This window comes from Rhizobium sp. Root1203, assembly GCF_001424945.1.
In the GTDB taxonomy this organism is placed as follows: Bacteria; Pseudomonadota; Alphaproteobacteria; order Rhizobiales; family Rhizobiaceae; genus Rhizobium.
On record NZ_LMCW01000012.1, the window covers coordinates 517,669 to 538,009 of the forward strand.

A 20,341-nucleotide genomic window follows, 5' to 3' on the forward strand; every position below is an offset into this window, starting at 1 on the left:
GGACATGATGACCGGCAAAGCTCAGGCAGTTCCGCACCGGCCCATGACGGGCCGGTGCGGTTCCAACATCAGATCAGTAGCCAAGGCCCTTCTTGGACTCGTAGACTTTCTTCGGATCGTCAGCCTGGGTGTAGAGCTTCGATTCCGTCTGGATCCACTTCGGCGGAGCCTTCTTGTCCTTGAGGTAGGCGTCCAGAGCGTCGAAGGCCGGACCAGCCATGTTCGGCGTCAGTTCGACGGTCGCGTTGGCCTCGCCGGCTTCCATCGCCTTGAAGATATCGGGAACGGAGTCGATCGAGACAACGAGGATATCCTTGCCTGGCTTCAGGCCGGCTTCCTTGATCGCCTGGATGCCGCCGACGGCCATGTCGTCATTGTGAGCGTAGAGGGCGCAGATGTCCTTGCCACCATTCTCAGCCTTCAGGAAGCTCTCCATGACTTCCTTACCCTTGGTGCGGGTAAAGTCGCCGGTCTGGCTGCGAACGATCTTGAAGTTCGACTTGCCGGCAATGGCTTCCTCGAAGCCCTTCTTGCGGGCAATCGCTGGCGACGAGCCGGTGGTGCCCTGAAGTTCAACGATGTCGCATTTCTTGTCGCCGACTGTCTTTACCAGCCAATCGCCGGCAACCTTGCCCTCATGAACCTGATCGGAGGTGACAGCGGTCAGGTAGAGATCCTCAGGCGCCTTGATGTTGCGGTCGAGCAGGATGACCGGGATATCGGCTTCCTTGGCTTCCTTCAGGACGGCGTCCCAGCCGGTCTCGACGACGGGGGCGAGAAGGATGGCGTTGACGCCCTGAGCGATGAAGGATCGGATCGCCTTGATCTGGTTTTCCTGCTTCTGCTGGGCATCGGCGAACTTCAGATCGATGCCGCGCTTCTTGGCTTGCTCCTTGGTGACGGTCGTTTCAGCGGCACGCCAGCCGGATTCCGAGCCGATTTGCGAGAAGCCTACGACGAGCTCGGCAGCAGACGCCGAACCGAACATGCAGGCAGCAAGAATCGTGGCACTCAAGAGTGCAGTCTTCAATTTCATGATTTCCTCCCAAAGCCGCCTCCTAGCGGCACGCATAAGGAAAATCATATAGTATTACTTTTGTAAATGCACATTGTTGCATGCAGCGCAGCAAAAAGGGCGCCCGACCGGGGCGCCCTTTCGCATCTGCTAATTGAGCTCTGACGTTTACTTCGGCAACTTGTCGTCAACGCCTTCGACGTAGAAGTTCATGCCGAGCAACGTACCGTCATCTGCCTTCTCGCCGGCCTTCAGCCAAGGCGTCCCGTCCTGCTTGTTGATCGGGCCGGTGAACGGATGCAGCTCGCCCGACTTGATCTTGGCTTCGGTTTCCTGGGCCATCTTCTTCACGTCGTCAGGCATGTTGGTGTAGTCAGCCATCTTGAGGATGCCGTCCTTCAGACCATCCCAGCTCTGCTCGGACTTCCAGGTGCCGTCCAGGAGCGCGTGAACGCGCTTGGAGTAGTAGTTGCCCCAGGTGTCGACGATCGCCGTCAGCTGAGCCTTCGGACCGGCTGCAATCATGTCGGAAGCCTGGCCGAAGGCGTGGATGCCGCGCTCTTCGGCAACCTGCATCGGGGCCGTCGTATCGGTGTGCTGCGTCAGCACGTCGACGCCCTGGTCGACCATTGCCTTTGCGGCATCGGCCTCCTTGCCTGGGTCGAACCAGGTGTTCACCCAGATAACCTTGAGCTTGAAGTCCGGGTCGATCGACTTGGCGCCCTGCTCGAAGGCGTTGATGCCCATGACCACTTCCGGAATCGGGAAGGAGGCGATGTAGGCGGCGCCATGGTTCTTCGACGTCTTTGCTGCAATCTGGCCGAGGATGTAGCGGCCTTCATAGAAGCGCGAGTTGTAGGTCGCGAGATTCGGGCCGGACTTGTAGCCGGTGCCGTGCTCGAACTTCACGTTCGGGAACTTGGCGGCAACCTTCACGGTGGCGTCCATGAAGCCGAAGGACGTGGTGAAGATCAGCTTGCAGCCGGAGCGGGCGAGACGTTCGATGGCACGCTCGGCATCCGGGCCTTCCGGCACATTTTCGAGGTATGGCGTGTCGATCTTGTCGCCGAATTCCTTCTGGATCTGTTGGCGTCCGAGATCGTGCGCCTGCGAATAGCCGCCGTCCGTATGCGAGCCGACGTAAACGAAGCAGATCTTCGTCTTGTCCGCGGCTTGGGCGGCGGACCCGACGCTCAGGATCGCAGCTGCCGAGGCAGCGAAAGCGAGTGCTAGTTTTTTCATGATAACCCCTGTTGGTTTGAGTTTGCGGAAGCCCGTCTGATTTTTGTGTTTACCGTTCCGGGACGAAAGGCTTTCCCAGCGACGCAGGCGTATTGATCAACGTCGTGCGGCGATTATGAGAAATGATGACAAGAACCACAATAGTGGCGGCATAGGGCAGCATCGACAGGAACTGTGCCGGGATGCCGACGCCGAAGGCCTGGGCGTGCAGCTGCAGGATCGTGACGGCGCCAAAGAGGTAGCCGCCGGCGAAGACGCGCCATGGACGCCACGACGCGAAAACCACCAACGCAAGCGTGATCCAGCCGCGACCGGACGACATGTTCTCCACCCATTGCGGTGTGTAAACCAGCGAAAGCTGCGCCCCGGCGAGACCCGCGCAAGCGCCGCCGAACATCACGGCGAGATAGCGGGTGCGAACAACGTTGATCCCCAGCGCATGCGCGGAGCCGTGGCTGTCGCCGATCGCACGGAGCTTGAGGCCCGTGCGGCTGCGGAACAGGAACCAGCTGACCCCCAGCAGAAGCGCAACCGACAGATAGACCGTCAGATCCTGCCTGAACAGCACGGACCCCAGAAGCGGAATATCGGAGAGGTATGGAACGACGATCGGCGCGAGGCGAACGCCCGGCACGCTGACGTAGCCCTCGCCCAGCATGCCGGATACACCGAGACCGAGGATCGTCAGCGCAAGGCCGGTCGCCACTTGGTTGGCGACAAGCGTGAGCGTCAGAAACCCGAAGAGCAGCGAGAAAAGCGCGCCCGCGCCGATCCCGGCAAGCAGCCCGATGTATGGCGAGCCCGTGACCTGTGCGCCGGCAAAGGCTGCGACGGCACCCATGATCATCATGCCCTCGACGCCGAGGTTGAGCACGCCGGATCGCTCGGCCACCAGTTCGCCCAAGGCCGCGATGACGAGCGGTGTCGATGCCGTGATGACGGTCAGCAGGATTGCTTCAAAGATGCTCATGCGACGCCTCCCCGCAGCCGCGACCAGACGATGCGGATCTTGTAGTAGATCAGCGTATCGCAGGAGAGCACGAAGAAAAGCAGCAGGCCCTGGAAGACGCGGGTGACCTTGTCGGACACGCCGATCGAAAGCTGCGCTGCTTCGCCGCCGAGATAGGTCAGCGCCAGCACCAACCCCGAAGCGACGATGCCGAGCGGATTGAGACGGCCGAGAAACGCAACGATGATCGCCGTGAAGCCATAGCCGGGCGAGATCGCCGGCTGCAGATGGCCGATCGAGCCGGACACCTCGGAAATGCCGGCAAGCCCCGCCAGCGCGCCGGAAAACAGAAAACTGAACCAGATCATTCTCTTCGACGAGAATCCCGCGAAACGCCCTGCCCGCTCGGATTGACCAAGCACGACGATCTCGAAGCCTCTCAGTGTGTATTTCAGCATGAACCAGGTGAGAATGGCGGCGACGATGGCGAAAACAAATGCCCAGTGCGCGCGGCCGGACTCCTCCCAGATCGCAGGTAATGTCGCCTCGGGGCCAAACGGCACGCTTTCGGGGAAATTGAAGCCCTGCGGGTTGCGCCAGGCGCCACGGATCAACCAGTCGAGGAAAAGCTGCGCGATATAGACCAGCATCAGGCTCGTCAGGATCTCGTTGGTGTTGAAGTGAGCCTTCAGAAGCGCGGGGATCGCGGCAAAAAGCGCGCCTCCTATCGCTCCCATGAGCAACATCAGCGGCAGCACCATCGGCGAATGCCACTCGGTGAACAGGATGGGCAGAACGCAGCCGGCAATCGCCCCCATCGTAAACTGGCCTTCGGCGCCGATGTTCCAGTTGTTCGAGCGATAACAGACCGCGAGGCCGACCGCGATCAGGATCAGGGGCGCTGCCTTGACGGCCAGTTCGTGCAGCGACCAGACTTCGAGCAGCGGCTCAAGGAAGAAGGCATCCAGCGCCTCGACCGGATCCTTGCCGAGAATCACAAACATGATCGCACCGGCGACCAGTGTCAGCACCAGCGCCAGCAGTGGCGATACGAAACCGTATAGCCGCGAACCCTGGGGCCGCTTTTCGAGTTCAATGCGCATTGGCCGTCTCCGGTGCGGTCGTGCTTTCGTGCAGGCCGCCCATCAAGAGGCCGATTTTTTCACGCGACAATTCGCCGGCCGCAAAGGGCTGCGACAGCCGCCCCTCCGAGATGACTGCGATTTCGGTCGCAACTTCGAAAATCTCGTCAAGGTCCTGGCTGATGACGACGACGGCGGAACCGTTGCGCGCGAGATCGACAAGCGCCTGCCGAATGCGGCTCGCCGCCCCGGCGTCAACGCCCCAGGTCGGTTGGTTGACGACAAGCACCGCGGGCTGGCGATCGAGCTCACGGCCGACGATGAACTTCTGCAGGTTGCCGCCGGAAAGCGAGCCGGCGGCGGGATCCTCGCCGCTCTTGCGCACGTCCATTTCCTCGGAGATGCGCCTGGTTGCGCTCCTCACCGCACTGCGACGAATGATGTTCAGAAAGCCCCCGCCAAGGAACGATCTGCGGTCCGACTGGCTGCGCGCCAGCACCAGATTGTCGGAAAGCTTCATGGCAGAGACGGCAGCATGGCCGTGGCGTTCTTCGGGAACGAAGCCGGCGCCGAGCAGGCGGCGGGCTGTAATCCCAAGTGTCCCCACCGGCTTGCTGCGGATCGTGACCGCGGCCGAGGTCGAGACCGGGTACTCGCCTGACAGCGCATCGAAAAGCTCACCCTGACCGTTCCCGGCAACACCGGCGATCGCCAGGATTTCACCCGACCGCACGGCCAGCGAAACATCCCGGAGTGGCATGGCGAAAGGAGTGCGAGCAGCGACGGACAGGTTTGACACCGCGAGCTGGACATCGCCCTTGTTGCCGCGATCCGGGTGCGTGACTGTAGCAACATCGTTGCCGACCATCATGCGCGCAAGCGAGGACGGCGTCTCCTGGCGCGGGTCGCACGCGCCCGTCACCTTGCCATGCCGCAGGACGGTGGCACGATCGCAGATCCGCTGCACCTCTTCGAGGCGATGACTGATATAGAGAACGGAGCGGCCTTCCGCCTTCAGCTTGAACAGCGTTTCAAAAAGCCTGTCGGCCTCCTGAGGCGTCAGAACGGAGGTCGGCTCGTCCAGAATGATGAGTTTCGGATTCTGAAGAAGCGCGCGCACGATCTCGATCCGCTGGCGCTCGCCGACCGAGAGATCGGCGACATGGGCGTGCGGATCGAGCGGCAGGCCATAGGCAAGCGACAGCGACCTCGCCTGTTCGGCGATCTGGCCGATCGGAATGCCGTCGTCCAGGGAAAGCGCGATATTCTCGGCAACGGTCAGCGCCTCGAACAGCGAAAAATGCTGAAAGACCATACCTATGCCGAGCTTTCTTGCGGCACCTGGAGACGTGATCGATACCGGTCGACCTTCCCAGACCACTCTTCCATCCGTCGGCTCAAGAACGCCAAACAGCATCTTGACCAGAGTCGATTTGCCGGCGCCATTTTCGCCGAGAAGAGCGTGGATTTCACCCGGCGCGATTTCGAGATCTATCTGGTTGCAGGCAGCAAAGCTGCCAAACAGCTTCGTCAGCTTCTGAACCGACAATAACGCGCCGGATTCCGGCACATCCGATGAAGACACGTTCCCCTCATTTCCCGCTGCCGACCTGCCCGTTATGGGTCATTCTGGGATCAGCAGTGTAGTTCCGGTCGTTTTTCTTGACTCCAGGTCCGTGTGGGCCTGCCCAACCTCACGCAACGGATAGGTTTGGTTGATATTGATACGCACTTTATTGCTCAAAACAACATCAAATAGCGCGTTTGCACAATCAGTTAGCTCTTCGCGCGTAGCGATGTAGGAGAAAAGCGTTGGACGCGTTGCAAAGAGCGAGCCCTTCTGCGCAAGCATTGCCAGTGTGAAGTTTTCGATCGGCCCTGAGGACTGCCCGAAGGAAACGAACATGCCAAGTCGTTTCAGGCAATCGAGCGACTGCGGAAAGGTATCGCGGCCGATGGAATCATAGACGACATCGACACCCCTGCCGCCCGTGATATCCCGCACCCGGTCGACAAAACTCTCAGTATTGTAGTTGACGACCTGATCGTAGCCGTGGTCGAGCGCCATACGCACCTTGCTGTCAGATCCTGCGGTGCCGATGACGGTTGCGCCGAGCACCTTCGCCCACTGGCCGGCAATCTGGCCGACGCCGCCCGCTGCCGCGTGGAACAGGATCGTGGAGCCGGGGCCGACCTTGAAGGTCCTGTTCAGCAAATATTCTGCCGTCATGCCCTTCAGCATCATCGCAGCGGCCGTCTCGAGCGGGATGCCGTCCGGTACCTTCACGAGATGCTTCGTCTCGATATTGCGTTCGGCACTGTAGGCGCCGTCCGAACCGGCATAAGCCACGCGATCACCGAGCTTGAAGTCATCGACGCCGGGGCCGATAGCGGTGACCGTGCCCGCAGCCTCCTTGCCCGGCACGAAGGGCATGTGCGGCGTTTTGTAGAGACCCGTACGGAAATAGACGTCTATGAAGTTCAGGCCGATCGCGGCATGCCTGATCTGGACTTCGCCGGCTGACGGCGGTGGCAGATCGACGTCGGCATATTCCAGAACCTCAGGCCCGCCGGTCCTGTTCAGCACTATCGCTTTTGTTCTGGCCATGGGACTGCCTCCTACGCGTTTCGTCCCAGCGCCGGGAAGAACTGCAGCGCGGCGCCGATGCAATAGAGATAGATGCCGCTCAAAACGAAGAGGACAAGCGCCCAGTGCGGAATGCTGAAATGCATCAGGAGCGCGTACATCCCCAACGCCGACCACAGCAGGAAGATGCCGAGATTCAGCGGACGCAGGCGTTGAACGCGGACGGGATGCAGAAAGTTGATCGGCAGGAACGTCAGGACCACCGACACGGTGACGACGACAAGCGCGGTGACCGCGCTGGCATCGATGACGAAGAGAGTGAAAACGATCATGTTCCAGACAACAGGGAAGCCCGAGAAGAAATATTCATCGGTCTTCATGCCCATGTCGGCGTAATAGATGGCGCTGGATACCACGATCATCCCTGCCGCGACAAAGGACCATGGCTCGCCGATCATGCCGCTCTGGTAAAGGGCAAATGCCGGCAGCAGCACATAAGTCACGTAGTCGATGATGTTGTCGAGCGTATCGCCGGACCAGTTCGGCAGAACTTCCTTGACCTTGACCTTGCGCGCGATCGGCCCGTCGATGCCATCGACAAGAAGCGCAAGGCCGAGCCACCAGAACATGTCGATGAAGCGATGTTCTGCGGCCGCCACCACGCCCAGGAACGCCAGAAACGAGCCGGATGCCGTCAAAATATGGACGGAAAAGGCGCGCATTTCCGCATAAGGTACACGCTTGTACTTGAAAATCTTCATGTTTCCCCGAGCAGCCTAGGCCAATCGCACCCGGCAGGCGCGATTTTTTGCTTAATATGCATCCTTTGCATCGGTTCGCCAGCGCAAAAGCGACGGATGGTCACAGGGCGTTCGAATCCTGACAATGACACGCATATTTCGTGCAAGTCCCCAGAGAAAGAATGGAATACCTTTCACCGAAGGCCTATTTGTAATATCTCGCTCGCATCGAAAAGATCATTCGAAGAACTACGGGATCCGAAACCGCAATGAACGCCCCTGCCAAGACCGAAGACTTCGCCTCACCGATACCTGCCGGCGTCTACGCCGAGACCGTGCTCAGCGTCACGCACTATACGGATCACCTGTTCCGTTTCACGATGACGCGCCCGCAAGGTTTCCGCTTCCGCTCCGGCGAATTCGCGATGATCGGTCTGATGGTCGAAGGCAAGCCGATATTCCGCGCCTATTCCATCGCCAGCCCGGCCTGGGCCGAGGAACTCGAGTTTTTCTCGATCAAGGTTCCGGACGGTCCGCTGACCTCCCACCTGCAGGCAATCAAGCCGGGCGACCAGGTTCTGATGCGCAAGAAGCCCACGGGCACGCTGGTGCTCGATGCGCTGACCCCCGGCCGTCGTCTCTACATGTTCTCGACCGGCACCGGCATCGCGCCTTTCGCGAGCCTTATCCGTGATCCCGAGACCTACGAGAAGTACGAGGAAGTCATCCTCACCCACACGACCCGCGACGTTGCCGAGCTGAAGTACGGTTTCGACCTCGTGCAGGAGATCCAGCAGGACGAACTGCTCAAGGAAGTCGTGGGCGACAAGCTGCGCCACTACGCGACCGTCACCCGCGAAGAATTCGAGTATCGCGGCCGCATTACCGACCTGATCTCGTCGGGCAAGCTGTTTACCGACCTCGGCGTGCCGCCTCTGGATCCTGCGATCGATCGCGGCATGATCTGCGGCTCTTCCGCCATGCTCAAGGACACCAAGGCGCTTCTGGAAAACGCGGGCCTCAACGAAGGCGCCAACAGCAAGCCCGCGGAATTCGTCATCGAACGGGCTTTCGTCGGCTAAGCCCCACGGCACGGACTGAGATCACGGCCCCGGAAACGGGGCCGTCTTTATTGGTGACTGAGATAATCGATGAGCGACATCATCGCCTTGCGGGCATCGGCTGCCTTGCCTTGCTGAATGGCACGGATGACAGCGACGTGCAGCGAGATCGACCGATCCATGCGGTCGGGGTTTGCCTTCGAGTACCATAGCCTGCGCGAATGCGTCTGAACGGGCGCAAGCGCCGAAATGATGAAGGCGTTTGGACATGCCTCTTCAAGAATTTCGTCGAACGCCTTGTCGGCGGCAAAAAACGCAGCCAGATCACCGCTGACGGCACAATCGCCCATCGTACGCGCACAGTCTACAAGCCGATTTCGCTGCTCGTCGGTCGCATGTTCCGCCACGAGCGCTGCCGCGATCGGTTCGAGTTCACGGCGGACCTGCATGACGTGGCTGTGGTCACTCGGCTTGATCTCGGCGATCTGCAAACCGACACGCGGCTTCACGACCATCAGGCGCTGCCAGGCGAGTTTCTGGATAGCCTCCCTTACCGGCGTGCGGCCATGGCCGGAGAGATCGATAAGCTGCTTCTCGGTTACAAGCGCACCGGGCGGCAATGCCAGCGTCACGATCGCGTGCTCCAGCGCCAGATAGGCAAGATGGCTCTGTGAATTCTGCATCGCAGGTCCGTGTTCGCTCTGATATATCTTAATGGGGCACGCCATGAATGCAATGGCAGGTTGCCTTGATATATCAGAGCGATGCTTAGCGCCACAGCCAACCGCCGCTATTCGTGGTGAAGCGCCTCGATCGGGTTCAGCTGCGCCGCGCGGCGCGCCGGGAAATAGCCGAAGATCATGCCGATCGCCGCCGAGAAGACAAACGCTACGGCGATCATCATGGGGCTTACGACGAACGGGACCTTCAGCAGCGTCACGGCGCCGAAGCCAAGACCCAGTCCCAGCAGAATTCCGGTCACCCCGCCAAAGATGGAGAGGGCGACGGCCTCGACGAGGAACTGTAGCAGAACCTGCTTCTCCAATGCGCCGATAGCCAGTCTGATGCCGATCTCGCGCGTACGTTCAGTGACCGACACAAGCATGATGTTCATGATCCCGATGCCGCCGACGAGCAGACTGATCGCCGCAACCGCGCCCAGCAGGCTGGTCAGCAACATGGTCGTGCCTGTCATGGCATCGGCGATCTGCGTCATGTCGTTGACGCTGAAATCGTCCTCACGGCCGGGAACGATCTTGCGCCGCTCGCGCAACAGGGTTTCCGTTTCCGACTGCACCTTCGCCGTCGAGACGCCGTCGCGCGCCGAAATCACCACCATCGAGACATTTGCATTGGCTTTGCCGCCGATCCGGCGCTGATAGACCTTGACCGGGATGAGGACGACATCATCCTGGTCGTTGCCCATGCCGGACTGGCCGCGCTTGGCGAGCACGCCGATGACGCCGCACGACACCTTGCCCACCCGGATCTGCTGGCCGATGGGGTCCGCGGCACCGAAGAGCTGCGACCGGACGGTCTCGCCGAGGATGCATCGGGCACGACCGCGCTCTTCGGCAGCCTCGAAGGTGCGGCCGACCGCCACGTTCCAGTCCTGGGCGATCAAGTAGTCGTTGGTCGTTCCCATGACGGTCGTCGAATGGCTCTGACCACCGTAGATGACAGTCGCCGTCGTCTGGTTCAGCGGCGCAACCGCGCGCAGACCGCCAACCTGATCGCGGATGGCATCGACATCGGCAACGGTGAATCGCCGCGCCTCTGAGCTGGCGCGACCGGGACCGAACTGGCCCGGGCGCGCAAACAGCATGTTCGTTCCGAGGCGCGACAGCTCGGATGTCACCTGGGCCGTCGTGCCGTTGCCGATCGTCACCAATGCGATGACGGCAGCGACGCCGATGACGACCCCGAGCACCGTCAGGAACGAACGCAGCATGTTGCGGCTGATCGCCCGCAGGGCGAGCTTAAGCGTCTCGAAGAACATGCTCTGCCTTCCCGCCGTCGGCACCGTCCGTTTCGAGCCTGCCGTCGACAAAGCGCAGCAAACGCTGCGCATAGGCTGCAATGTCTGGCTCGTGGGTCACCATCACAACCGTGATGCCCTGCTCGCGGTTGAGCCGCGTCATGAGGTCCATGATTTCGACACTCGTCCTGGTGTCTAGGTTGCCTGTCGGTTCGTCCGCAAGCAGCAGCGAGGGGCGCGTGACGATTGCCCGTGCGATGGCGACGCGTTGCTGTTGGCCGCCGGAGAGTTCCTGCGTCTTGTGATGTTCGCGCCCGGAAAGACCGACAAGGCCCAACGCCTCCTTGGCCAGACGGTGACGCTCGCCGCCGTGCATGCCGCGATAGATCAGCGGCAGTTCCACATTCTCCACTGCCGACGTCCGCGGCAGCAGATTGAAACCCTGGAAAACGAACCCGAGCATGTGACGGCGCAGCATCGTCAGCTGCGCGCGATCGAAGCCTTGCGTGGAAATTCCCTGAAAGAGGTAGTCCCCTGCGGTCGGCACGTCGAGACAACCGAGGATGTTCATCGCCGTCGACTTGCCGGAGCCGGAGGGGCCCATGATCGCGACGAACTCGTGCGTGCCGATCGAGAGATCGACGGCATCGAGCGCGCGGATCGCCGCTTCGCCGCGACCGTAGATCTTGGACACCTGCCTGAATTCGATGAGTGGCGGGCTCGTCATATCCGGCCTTCCTATTTCGACTGCTCGGTCGAATCGGTCACCAGGGGGTCGTTCTCTTTCAGTTCGCCGGAAACGACCTGGGTGAACTGACCGTCCGACGAACCGACCTGGATCACGACAGGCGCCGGCTTGCCCGCCTTCAATACCCACACCCGACGCTTGGCTCCGGTCAGGGCCTCGCCGCCCTGGTTGCCGCCGCTGCGTGGCCCCATCCGCGGTGGCCGGAGCAAGCCGAACAGACCGCGCCCACGCGACGTTTCGGCAGCGGGGGGCGCGTAGCGAAGTGCCTGATTCGGGACCATCAACGTGTTCTGGACCGCTTCGACCGTCACGTCGGCGGTGGCCGTCATGCCCGGACGCAAGAGCAGCTCGGGGTTGTCGACCGACAGGATCGCCTTGTAGGTCACGACGTTGTTCGTCGTCTCCGAGGCGAAGCGGATCTGCTTTATCACGGCCGGGAACGAGCGATCGGGATAGGCATCGACGGTGAACGTTGCCTTCTGTCCGACCGCGATCTGTCCGACGTCGGCTTCGTCGACATCGACCTGGAGTTCCATCTTTCTGAGATCGCCGCCGATGACGAACAAGACCGGCGCCGACAGGGAGGCGGCAACGGTTGCCCCGGGATCGACCGAACGCGTCAGAATGACGCCGTCGATCGGCGAAACGATCTTGGCCTTTGCAAGGTTTACGTCGGCAAGCTGCAGATCGGCTTCCGCCGACAGCACGGCGGCTTCGTTTATGTCCTTCGCGGCAACGGCTGAATCAAGCTTGTAGCGCGCGTCCTCGAGGCTCTGCTGGGTGGACACGTTGCTCTGCACCAGATTGCGTATGCGTTCGTAGGAGCTTTGTGCGGATTCGAGATCGGCGTTGGCCTTGACCACGTTGGCCTTGGCCGAATCGAGTTTGGCGCGCGTGCTCTTGACGTCCGCTTCCAGCTTGTTGGTGTCCAGCACGGCCAGAACCTCGCCGGATTTGACCTCGCTGTTGTAGTCGACGTTGACGTCGCGGACGGTGCCGGACAGTTCGCTGGAGATGTCCACCTGTTCGGTGGGTTGCACCGAGCCCGTCGCCGTTACCAGCACGGTGAGATCGCCACGCTTGGCAGGCTGGGTTGTGTAGCTCAACTGGCTGGCACCCTGCCTCGAATAGACGTAGGCCGCGGCGGCTCCTGCCACGATCAGCAGCAGCACAATCAGCGTGCGCCTCAACCACCGCCCACTCTTCCGGCCGGACGCCGCGAGAATGGCGGCCAGGTCCGCGCCTCCGGTGCCCTTCGCCTGGCTGACATTCCCAGTATCGTTCATTCCGCGCCTCGATCAATTTCGGCCAATCCGGCCGTCCGTCCTCGAATAGCAACGTGAAGCTGAACGTACGATTAGCAGCGACGGCATTGGCACGGCGACGCACGAAAAGGAAATGAAATCTTGGTAATGAAAGTCTGGTTTTTCCCGACCTCCCGCAACCCTACCGGTTGAACGCGCGCTTCACCGCGCTTGAGCAGCTTCTCCCGACGAACCGCGAGCGCCTTTGCATGTATCGAAACGACAATGCAAAGGCGTCAGATCGCATCACCCTCCGAGCGCAGCCAGTGAAACCGGCGGGCGGCGCTTGGCTGCCATCAAGAGGTCCAGCTCGGTCGCCGACGGGCCAAACTTTTCAAAAAGGCGGGTCGCTTCTTCCTCATCAAGCCGGTACTTCCGCGCGAACTCTATGAGGCTATAGGGACGACCGCGCAAAACCTTTCGTGTTGTCGCGTGTTCGATCACGTTGGTCATAGCAATCTCCTTTCGATGTAGTGGTAGTTAGAGCGCTACACGGATTTGTGAAGCCGTATGGGGGCGCCGAAGAGGTTGATTTACTTAAATTTTTTTGCGGAACATTCTGGCTGGTCGTGCATTTTAGTGCGTTGGTGAAAACGCATCGCCGTTTGCTGCCGCGTGTTTCGAGTGTCCCCCAAAAAATGAACCCGCAGACGCTCGTAAGAAGCATCACGAAATATTAAACCAAGGAACCCCATTGCGCCGACCGGGTTACGCCCCTGAGGTCCGACGTGGCCTCACCTTCAAAACCCAAGGAGACCGAAATGGCAAACCAAGGTGGAACCCACGATCAGCACGTCAAGGCCGGCAAGAAGAGTCATAAAAACGCCGGCGCCTCCGGAAGCGAGCGCAACATGTCTTCGTCAGGTTCCCGCGCGCAGCAGGCTGACAGCACGAACGACAAGCAGATGAAGGGTGGCCAGCAAAGCCAGAAGGGCAAGCACTGAAGCCTTATCGCGAAACCCTTCGGCAAGCCGACGATCTGCGGCCCGCGCTCAGGCGCGGGCTTCGTTGGTGGGATCATCAGTCGAACTTTGCAGGCTCACCGTAAGAAATGTGCCTAATGCACAGAAGAAGGTCTATTTTTCGGTTGACCGCGATGGGGCCTCTGCATATGTTCCGCGCACTTCCAGCCGGGGCGCATTCAAGCCTTGGAACAAGGGAGAGCGTAGCTCAGCTGGTAGAGCAACTGACTTTTAATCAGTAGGTCTCGGGTTCGAACCCCGACGCTCTCACCATAGTAAAATCAGACAGATAGTGACACTTCTACTCTATAGGCATTGCTGATCCGTCGTTTCGGTGGTCAGGTACGTTGGCAAGCGACTTCGCTTCCGACGGCTCGCTGTTGATTATCCGACCTCGCGTGTCGGTATCCAGTTTCCATTTCGCCGAAAACCTGCCAAAAGCCCGTTCGGGCGCGACTGCCGTTAACTTTAGAACGGGGTCGGGCGGCAGATTGACGTCACGCTGCTGCCACGAGATCACGTGGCCGTCCCTTGTCGCCCCGCAATGAGCCGATGCCCCGGCGCGATTCGGCGACCTTTCCCCCAATCGCGAACTGAAAGCGGAATTGCCGCTTCTTGCTGCCCGCAAACGCCTCCCTTTACGAACGCCGATGACGGCCATAAACTTTCACATGTCCGTCCCGCATGAGTGGGTGGCATCAAAGTGCGGGATGCCGCCAGCTGGCCGAACGGCGATCATGGAGAGTATCTGATGAGCTTTCGTCCGCCGCAATCGCTCAGGCAACCATTTTCGGTTGAAAGCGGGTTCAACGTCCTTGAATACGAACTCATGGCCGAGCGCGCGAATTCCCTCGGGCGGCACGGACGCAAGGTCGAATCGGCACTTCACGAGCTGAAGGCATGGAACCCCGAGCGCCAGGGCGACGGTGCCAGGGAACGACTGTTGAACGAAGCTTCGGATGCGGTCTGGGCGTTGTTCGTCCAACGCGAGATTTGCGGCTTGCGAAACAGCCGCGACGTCATTCAGCGCTACGGCATACCCGACGAGGTGCTGGCGCGCCTCGGGTCGACGCGCCGCTGACTGCCGCGAGCCTCTATCACCCCCAAGCGCGAAAAGGTGATTGGCGAGACCGGGTCTGCTGCGGTAGGACTTGCCGCAATATTGCCTGCGCCGGAGATGACCGAGTGACGATTGCTGATATTTCCTTGCTGAGCGCGTTGTTTGCCGGCGCGCTTTCGTTTCTGTCGCCGTGTGTCCTACCCCTGGTACCGCCCTATCTCTGCTACATGGCGGGCGTCTCCGTCGAGCAGTTCCGCGGCGGCGCCGTCACGGTGGCACCTGACGTTCGTCGTGGAATCCTGTTTTCAGCGCTTTTCTTTACGCTCGGCTTCGCCACGGTGTTCGTGGCGCTGGGTGCCGGTGCGTCGAGCATCGGGATGGCGCTTCGCCAGCATCTCGATCTGCTGGCGAAGATCGGCGGCCTGATCATCATCATCATGGGCCTGAACTTCCTGGGCCTCTTCCGAATCGGACTGCTAGCGCGTGAAGCCCGCTTCCAGCGAGGCGGAAAGCCGGCGACGCTGACCGGGGCTTATGTCATGGGCCTTGCCTTCGCCTTCGGCTGGACGCCCTGCATCGGTCCCGTTCTCGGCGCGATCCTCGGCGTTGCCGCCTCGCGCGAGACGGTCGGCTCGGGTGCCGGACTCCTGGCCGTCTATTCGCTCGGGCTTGCCATTCCGTTCTGGATCGCAGCCGGCTTCTCGGGTGCGTTCATGGGCTTCCTTGCGCGCTTCCGGAGACATCTCGGTGCGGTCGAGAAGGTGATGGGGGGGTTCCTGATCCTGACGGGCCTCGCATTCATGTTCGGATTTGTCAGCGATGCCGCGATCTGGTTCCAGCAGACCTTTCCAATCCTGATGAAAATCGGCTAAGCGGATATCGTCCTTCCCCGCCGATCTTCACCACTGGAATAGCACTTGGCCGATATCGTCAGTCTTCTTTTGCCGTTCTTCGGCCTGATCCTCATCGGCTACATCGCGGCAAAGGCCACAAAACAGCCGGCAGAAGCGCTCGGATGGTTGAACACCTTCATCATCTACGCTGCCCTGCCCGCGCTTTTCTTCAAGCTGGTCTCGCGCACGCCATTCGAAGACCTGACGCGGCTCGATTTCATCGCAACGGATCTGGCCGCCACCTATTCGATCTTCATCGTACTCTTCGCGATCGGACGATGGGTCCGCGGCAATTCGCTGGCCGACTGCACGATCCAGTCGTTTGCCGGCGCCTACGGCAATATCGGCTACATGGGACCAGGTCTGGCGCTGCTGGCGCTTGGAGAGGATGCGGCAGTCCCGGTCGCCCTCATCGTCTGCCTTGAAAACGCGCTGCACTTCATCATGGCACCGGCGCTGATGGCGGCTGCGGGCGATGACCGCCGCTCTCGCGGGCAACTCGTCTTCGACATCGCCCGGAAAGTGGCCCTCCACCCATTCATTCTGTCGACGGCACTGGGCTTCGCGGCGGCAGCCTTCCATATCGATCAGCCGCTCGCGTTCCAGCGGTTTGTCGACTATCTCGCTCAGGCGGCTGCGCCATGCGCGCTGTTTGCGATGGGAGTCACGCTCGCGCTCCGCCCGCTGAAGCGGATTCCGGCGGAGATCGCCTACATCGTTCCGGCAAAGCTTATCATTCACCCTGTTGTGGTGTATCTCGCGCTCACGGCGGTCGGCGGATTCGAGCCGGTATGGGTCTATGCCGCCGTCCTCCTCGCCGCGCTGCCCACGGCGACGAATGTTTTCGTTATCGGCCAGCAATACGGCGTCTGGCAGGAACGCGCCTCGGCGACCATCCTGATCACCACGCTGCTCTCGGTCGCGACGGTGTCGCTTTTCCTGATCGCGATAAAATCAGGCTTTCTTCCGGCGTAGGCTTTCCCTTATCGCAGCCGGAATATCGCGTAAACCGCGACCGGGCTCGATCCCCTCGCGCATGACGACGCTGCGGAGCGGGGGGAACGCCGACAGTATATGCAGTCCGGCCGCGCGCAGCACCTGTACGGGAAGGAAATCCGACAGCAGCGACCGGTTGAGGAGATCCACGCTCGCGGTGCGTGTCATGATATCGGCACGGCGCTTTCGGTCGAACTGGTCTCCGGCATCTGCCGCGACAGGCAGTTCGGGACGCGTGCAGAGAATATCGGTCAGCGCCATCACGTCGCGAAGGCTGAGGTTCAGTCCCTGTGCGCCGATCGGCGGAAAGACATGCGCTGCTTCGCCGATCAGCGCGGCGCGGCCCTTGCCGGAGCGGTGGGCCATCATGCCGGAGAGCGGCCAGATCTGAACGCCATCCTCGACGTCGACCTTGCCGAGCATGGACTGCATGCGCGCCTCGACGACATCGCTCAGTTCGGCAAGCGAAAGTTCGTTGCGCGCCTCGGCGTCCAACGGGTTCTGGACCCAGACGAGACTCGATCGGTTCCCGGGCAATGGCACCTGTGTGAACGGGCCGCTCTCGGTATGGAATTCGGTCGAGACGTTTTCGTGCGGTAGCGAGTGGGCAAAATTCAGGACCATCGCCGTTTGCGGATAGGACCAGGTGCGAACGTCGATCCCGGCAGTTTCCCGCAGCTTCGACCGGCGGCCGTCGGCACCTACGGCAAAGCCGGCAGCGAACACATCGCCGTCGGCGAGCGTGATCGAGACCGCATCGGAGGCAATCTCAATCGCCTCCGCGAATGCACTGAAGCGCGTGATATTGCCTTCAGCGGCAATCGCGGCTTCCAGTACCTCCATCAGCGCCTTGTTCGGAAAATTGTAGCCGAAAGCATCAAGCCCGACCTCCGCCGAGCGGAAGGTCGTCGGTGGCGCCCGCAGCAGCCGATTCGTGCCGTCGACGATCCGCATCGTGGCGAGCGGGGCGGCCGACGGTCTCAGCTTCTCCCAAAGTGTGAGACGGTCGAGGAAGCGGATCGACTGGTCCATCAACGCAGTCGTGCGCCGGTCTTCCCTTGGTGCCGGCGGCGCAACGAGTGCTACGTTGCGTCCACCGCGCGCCAGGGCAATTGCGGCGATCATGCCGGCAAGGCCGCCGCCGATCACCGCTATTTCAAAAGTCTTCATTGCACCGTTCCATCGACTGATGACGGCGAGCCGACCCTATGCCGCCGGCTTCGCCTGACGGCGCCAACTATAGCTCTTGCCGACGTCCGCGTCACGGGCAGCAGGCTGATAATAATGCGGAATCCCCGGCAGGCGCTTCTCGGAAAGGCGCTTCAGCGCAGTCTCGTTGGTGACTGCGAAGCTGTCGATGCCGACTCGCAGCATCAGCGGCACCTGGTCGATCAGGACATCGCCGACGGCGCGCAGCTCGTTGGTATAGCCGAGGCGATCCCGCAGCAGCGACGCATGGCTGAAGGCGCGTCCGTCGTTGAACGCCGGGAATGCGACCGCCACGAGTTCTAGCCGGTACAGATAGGGCTCAAGCTTGCGGACGTCATCGGCCGGCTTGATCAGCACCCCGAAGTTGACGTCGTTGCTCTCGTCGGCCTTGGCGATCAGCTCGTCGAGGCTGAGGAGAGGCTTCTGCCCCTCGCCCGCCTTCAGCTCCTCCGTTTCGATCACCCATGGATCGTTTGCGACGAAGCCGGTTTCTCTCCAGATCTTGGTCATCGTCTTCTCCTTATGCCGCCTGCGCTGCCGAACCGTAGAGCGCGTCCTTGAACGGCTGCGGGCCGACACGGCGATAGGCTTCGAGGAAGATCTCCGATGGATCCTTACGGAGTCCCAGATAGGTATCGACGATGGTTTCGATTGCGTCCGTCACCTTGTCCGGCTCGAATCCCCGACCGATGATCTCACCGATGGAGGTGTGCTCGTCGCCGGAGCCGCCAAGCGTGATCTGGTAAAGCTCAGCACCCTTCTTCTCGACGCCGAGCAGCCCGATATGGCCCACGTGATGGTGGCCGCAGGCGTTGATGCAGCCGGAGATCTTGATCTTCAGCTCACCGATCTCGGCCTGACGTTCGGCAGCGCCGAAGCGGGTCGAGATTTCCTGCGCGAGCGGAATCGAACGCGCATTGGCCAGCGCGCAGTAGTCGAGCCCGGGACAGGCAATGATGTCGGTGATCAGGCCGGCATTGGCTTCGGCAAGGCCGATCGCCACGAGACCGCGATAGACGGCTTCGAGGTCGGCGAGCGCCACGTGCGGCAGGATCAGGTTCTGCTCGTGGCTGACGCGGATTTCGTCGAAGGCGTATTCCTCGGCGATATCTGCAACCGCGTCCATCTGGCTGTCCGAGGCATCGCCCGGAATGCCGCCGATCGGCTTCAGCGAAATGGTCACCATGCCGTAGTCGGGGTTCTTGTGTGGCTGAACGTTCTGGTGCACCCAGCGGGCAAAGTCCGCATCGGCCTTCTTCCAGCGGGCGAGGTTTTCCCATCCCTCGGCGCGCTCGGGAAGAGAAGGCGGCGCGAAGTAGGCGCTGATCGCCTGTACGTCAGCTTCCGGAAGCTTGAGTTCCGTGTCCTTGAGCTGAGCGAACTCGACCTCTACCTGTCGAGCCAGTTCTTCGGCACCGGTTTCGTGCACCAGGATCTTGATGCGGGCCTTGTATTTGTTATCGCGGCGTCCGTGCAGGTTGTACACGCGCATGACGGCAGTCGTGTAGGACAGCAGATCCTCTTCCGGCAGGAAGTCGCGGATGAGCTTGGCGATCATCGGCGTGCGGCCCTGGCCGCCGCCGACGTAAACGGCAAAACCGATCTCACCCTTGTCGTTCTTCTTGAGGTGCAGGCCGATATCGTGAACCTGGATCGCGGCACGGTCGCGCTCGGCGCCTGTCACGGCGATCTTGAACTTGCGCGGCAGGAACGAGAATTCCGGGTGAACCGACGACCACTGGCGGAGAATTTCCGCATAGGGACGCGGATCGGCGACTTCGTCGGCGGCAGCGCCTGCAAAATGGTCGGCCGTCACGTTTCTGATGCAGTTGCCCGAGGTCTGGATGGCATGCATCTCGACGGTTGCAAGTTCGGCGAGCACGTCAGGCATGTCCGACAGCTTCGGCCAGTTGAACTGCAGGTTCTGCCGCGTCGTAAAATGGCCGTAACCACGGTCATAGGTGCGCGCCACGTGCGCGAGCATGCGCATCTGTTTGGAACTCAGCGTGCCGTAGGGGATGGCGATGCGCAGCATGTAGGCATGGAGCTGCAGGTAGACGCCATTCATCAGGCGCAGCGGCTTGAACGCGTCCTCGGCAAGCTCGCCGGAGAGGCGGCGCTGGACCTGGTCGCGAAACTGCTCGACGCGCTCGGCGACAAAAGCGTGGTCAAATTCGTCGTAACGGTACATCTGCTTCCTCAGACTGCGATGAATTCGGGATCGGCCGGCTTGTAGCCGGGCGCATATTCCATGGTCGGACCCTGCGCGCGAATTCGCTCGCGAAGGCGTAGCGGCCAAAGAACCCCTTCGGTTTCCTGAACCTCGATGACATTGACGTCAACGACCTTGTTGTCGGCATAGGACTTCTTGCCGATTTCTTCCAGTGCGGTAACTGCTTCTGCGTGGCGAGCAACGAGCGCTTCCTGCAGAGAGGCCACCCATTCGCCGTTGGCGTCAAGCCACACGGCAATGCCATCCGTCAGCCGGTTGGCGGTCAGAACCTTGTCTACCATA

21 protein-coding genes and 1 tRNA gene are annotated in these 20,341 nt (G+C 61.1%); 6 read left to right on the forward strand and 16 right to left on the reverse strand.

Going from position 1 to position 20,341, the window contains the following annotated elements; translation table 11 throughout:
* Positions 1 to 73: 73 nt before the first annotated feature.
* The 7 genes from ytfQ to pcsA form a co-directional block, all read right to left on the reverse strand.
* Positions 74 to 1,036 carry a galactofuranose ABC transporter, galactofuranose-binding protein YtfQ gene (gene ytfQ, locus ASC97_RS13085; RefSeq protein WP_037061626.1) on the reverse strand — a complete coding sequence of 321 codons (963 nt, stop codon included), beginning with the start codon at positions 1,034 to 1,036 and terminating at the stop codon, positions 74 to 76.
* A gap of 147 nt (positions 1,037 to 1,183) precedes the next feature.
* Positions 1,184 to 2,257, reverse strand: coding sequence for a BMP family ABC transporter substrate-binding protein (locus tag ASC97_RS13090; protein WP_057468752.1), 1,074 nt, complete (start codon positions 2,255 to 2,257; stop codon positions 1,184 to 1,186).
* Positions 2,258 to 2,306: 49 nt separating this feature from the next.
* The gene (locus ASC97_RS13095; RefSeq protein ID WP_057468753.1) at positions 2,307 to 3,227 is read right to left on the reverse strand and encodes an ABC transporter permease; all 921 of its coding nucleotides are present in this window, start codon (positions 3,225 to 3,227) and stop codon (positions 2,307 to 2,309) included.
* On the reverse strand, positions 3,224 to 4,309 hold the full coding sequence (locus tag ASC97_RS13100; RefSeq protein ID WP_057468754.1) for an ABC transporter permease: 1,086 nt from the start codon (positions 4,307 to 4,309) through the stop codon (positions 3,224 to 3,226). Before ASC97_RS13100 ends, ASC97_RS13095 begins: the two co-directional genes overlap by 4 nt.
* The gene (locus ASC97_RS13105; protein WP_057468755.1) at positions 4,299 to 5,873 is read right to left on the reverse strand and encodes an ABC transporter ATP-binding protein; all 1,575 of its coding nucleotides are present in this window, start codon (positions 5,871 to 5,873) and stop codon (positions 4,299 to 4,301) included. Before ASC97_RS13105 ends, ASC97_RS13100 begins: the two co-directional genes overlap by 11 nt.
* A gap of 39 nt (positions 5,874 to 5,912) precedes the next feature.
* Complete coding sequence (locus ASC97_RS13110; RefSeq protein WP_057468756.1) at positions 5,913 to 6,896, reverse strand: quinone oxidoreductase family protein; 984 nt, start codon at positions 6,894 to 6,896, stop codon at positions 5,913 to 5,915.
* Positions 6,897 to 6,907: 11 nt separating this feature from the next.
* Complete coding sequence (gene pcsA / locus ASC97_RS13115) at positions 6,908 to 7,636, reverse strand: phosphatidylcholine synthase (protein WP_057468757.1); 729 nt, start codon at positions 7,634 to 7,636, stop codon at positions 6,908 to 6,910.
* A gap of 248 nt (positions 7,637 to 7,884) precedes the next feature.
* On the opposite strand from pcsA, the gene ASC97_RS13120 reads away from it, so the two are divergent.
* Positions 7,885 to 8,697, forward strand: a complete 813-nt coding sequence (locus ASC97_RS13120; RefSeq protein WP_057468758.1) for a ferredoxin--NADP reductase — start codon at positions 7,885 to 7,887, stop codon at positions 8,695 to 8,697.
* A 47-nt stretch (positions 8,698 to 8,744) separates the two neighbouring features.
* On the opposite strand, the gene ASC97_RS13125 is transcribed toward ASC97_RS13120, so the two are convergent.
* The 5 genes from ASC97_RS13125 to ASC97_RS13145 all read right to left on the reverse strand — a co-directional run bounded on the left by ASC97_RS13125 (position 8,745) and on the right by ASC97_RS13145 (position 13,159).
* Complete coding sequence (locus ASC97_RS13125; RefSeq protein WP_057468759.1) at positions 8,745 to 9,359, reverse strand: GntR family transcriptional regulator; 615 nt, start codon at positions 9,357 to 9,359, stop codon at positions 8,745 to 8,747.
* A 107-nt stretch (positions 9,360 to 9,466) separates the two neighbouring features.
* A complete protein-coding gene (locus ASC97_RS13130) occupies positions 9,467 to 10,675 on the reverse strand; it encodes an ABC transporter permease (RefSeq protein WP_057468760.1) in 1,209 nt (402 codons plus the stop codon).
* The gene (locus tag ASC97_RS13135; RefSeq protein ID WP_057468761.1) at positions 10,656 to 11,381 is read right to left on the reverse strand and encodes an ABC transporter ATP-binding protein; all 726 of its coding nucleotides are present in this window, start codon (positions 11,379 to 11,381) and stop codon (positions 10,656 to 10,658) included. The genes ASC97_RS13130 and ASC97_RS13135 overlap by 20 nt, the downstream gene beginning before the upstream one ends.
* Before the next feature lie 11 nt (positions 11,382 to 11,392).
* A complete protein-coding gene (locus tag ASC97_RS13140) occupies positions 11,393 to 12,688 on the reverse strand; it encodes an efflux RND transporter periplasmic adaptor subunit (protein WP_057468762.1) in 1,296 nt (431 codons plus the stop codon).
* 264 nt (positions 12,689 to 12,952) lie between these two features.
* Positions 12,953 to 13,159 (reverse strand): hypothetical protein, encoded by a 207-nt coding sequence (locus ASC97_RS13145; protein ID WP_057468763.1) that lies wholly within the window; start codon positions 13,157 to 13,159, stop codon positions 12,953 to 12,955.
* A gap of 308 nt (positions 13,160 to 13,467) precedes the next feature.
* Here ASC97_RS13145 and ASC97_RS13150 point away from each other — a divergent pair, with 308 nt between their 5' ends.
* The 5 genes from ASC97_RS13150 (at position 13,468) to ASC97_RS13170 (ending at position 16,596) form a co-directional block, all read left to right on the forward strand.
* Positions 13,468 to 13,650: a hypothetical protein gene (locus ASC97_RS13150; RefSeq protein ID WP_057468764.1), complete on the forward strand. Its 183-nt coding sequence runs from the start codon at positions 13,468 to 13,470 to the stop codon at positions 13,648 to 13,650.
* A 215-nt stretch (positions 13,651 to 13,865) separates the two neighbouring features.
* A tRNA-Lys gene (locus tag ASC97_RS13155) sits at positions 13,866 to 13,941 on the forward strand.
* 478 nt (positions 13,942 to 14,419) lie between these two features.
* The gene (locus tag ASC97_RS13160; RefSeq protein WP_057468765.1) at positions 14,420 to 14,749 is read left to right on the forward strand and encodes a DUF6665 family protein; all 330 of its coding nucleotides are present in this window, start codon (positions 14,420 to 14,422) and stop codon (positions 14,747 to 14,749) included.
* A 104-nt stretch (positions 14,750 to 14,853) separates the two neighbouring features.
* Positions 14,854 to 15,600 carry a cytochrome c biogenesis CcdA family protein gene (locus tag ASC97_RS13165; protein WP_057468766.1) on the forward strand — a complete coding sequence of 249 codons (747 nt, stop codon included), beginning with the start codon at positions 14,854 to 14,856 and terminating at the stop codon, positions 15,598 to 15,600.
* 45 nt (positions 15,601 to 15,645) lie between these two features.
* Positions 15,646 to 16,596, forward strand: a complete 951-nt coding sequence (locus ASC97_RS13170) for an AEC family transporter (RefSeq protein WP_057468767.1) — start codon at positions 15,646 to 15,648, stop codon at positions 16,594 to 16,596.
* Here the strand turns inward: ASC97_RS13170 and ASC97_RS13175 are convergent.
* From ASC97_RS13175 to ASC97_RS13190, 4 genes are read right to left on the reverse strand one after another with little or no spacing between them, the layout of a single operon-like run.
* Complete coding sequence (locus tag ASC97_RS13175) at positions 16,576 to 17,787, reverse strand: UbiH/UbiF family hydroxylase (protein WP_057468768.1); 1,212 nt, start codon at positions 17,785 to 17,787, stop codon at positions 16,576 to 16,578. The two genes, ASC97_RS13170 and ASC97_RS13175, sit on opposite strands and share 21 nt — an antisense overlap.
* 36 nt (positions 17,788 to 17,823) lie before the next feature.
* Positions 17,824 to 18,336: a DUF934 domain-containing protein gene (locus ASC97_RS13180; RefSeq protein ID WP_057468769.1), complete on the reverse strand. Its 513-nt coding sequence runs from the start codon at positions 18,334 to 18,336 to the stop codon at positions 17,824 to 17,826.
* A 10-nt stretch (positions 18,337 to 18,346) separates the two neighbouring features.
* Positions 18,347 to 20,017, reverse strand: coding sequence for a nitrite/sulfite reductase (locus tag ASC97_RS13185; protein ID WP_057468770.1), 1,671 nt, complete (start codon positions 20,015 to 20,017; stop codon positions 18,347 to 18,349).
* A gap of 8 nt (positions 20,018 to 20,025) precedes the next feature.
* A complete protein-coding gene (locus ASC97_RS13190; protein ID WP_057468771.1) occupies positions 20,026 to 20,340 on the reverse strand; it encodes a DUF2849 domain-containing protein in 315 nt (104 codons plus the stop codon).
* Between the last annotated feature and the right edge of the window lies 1 nt (position 20,341).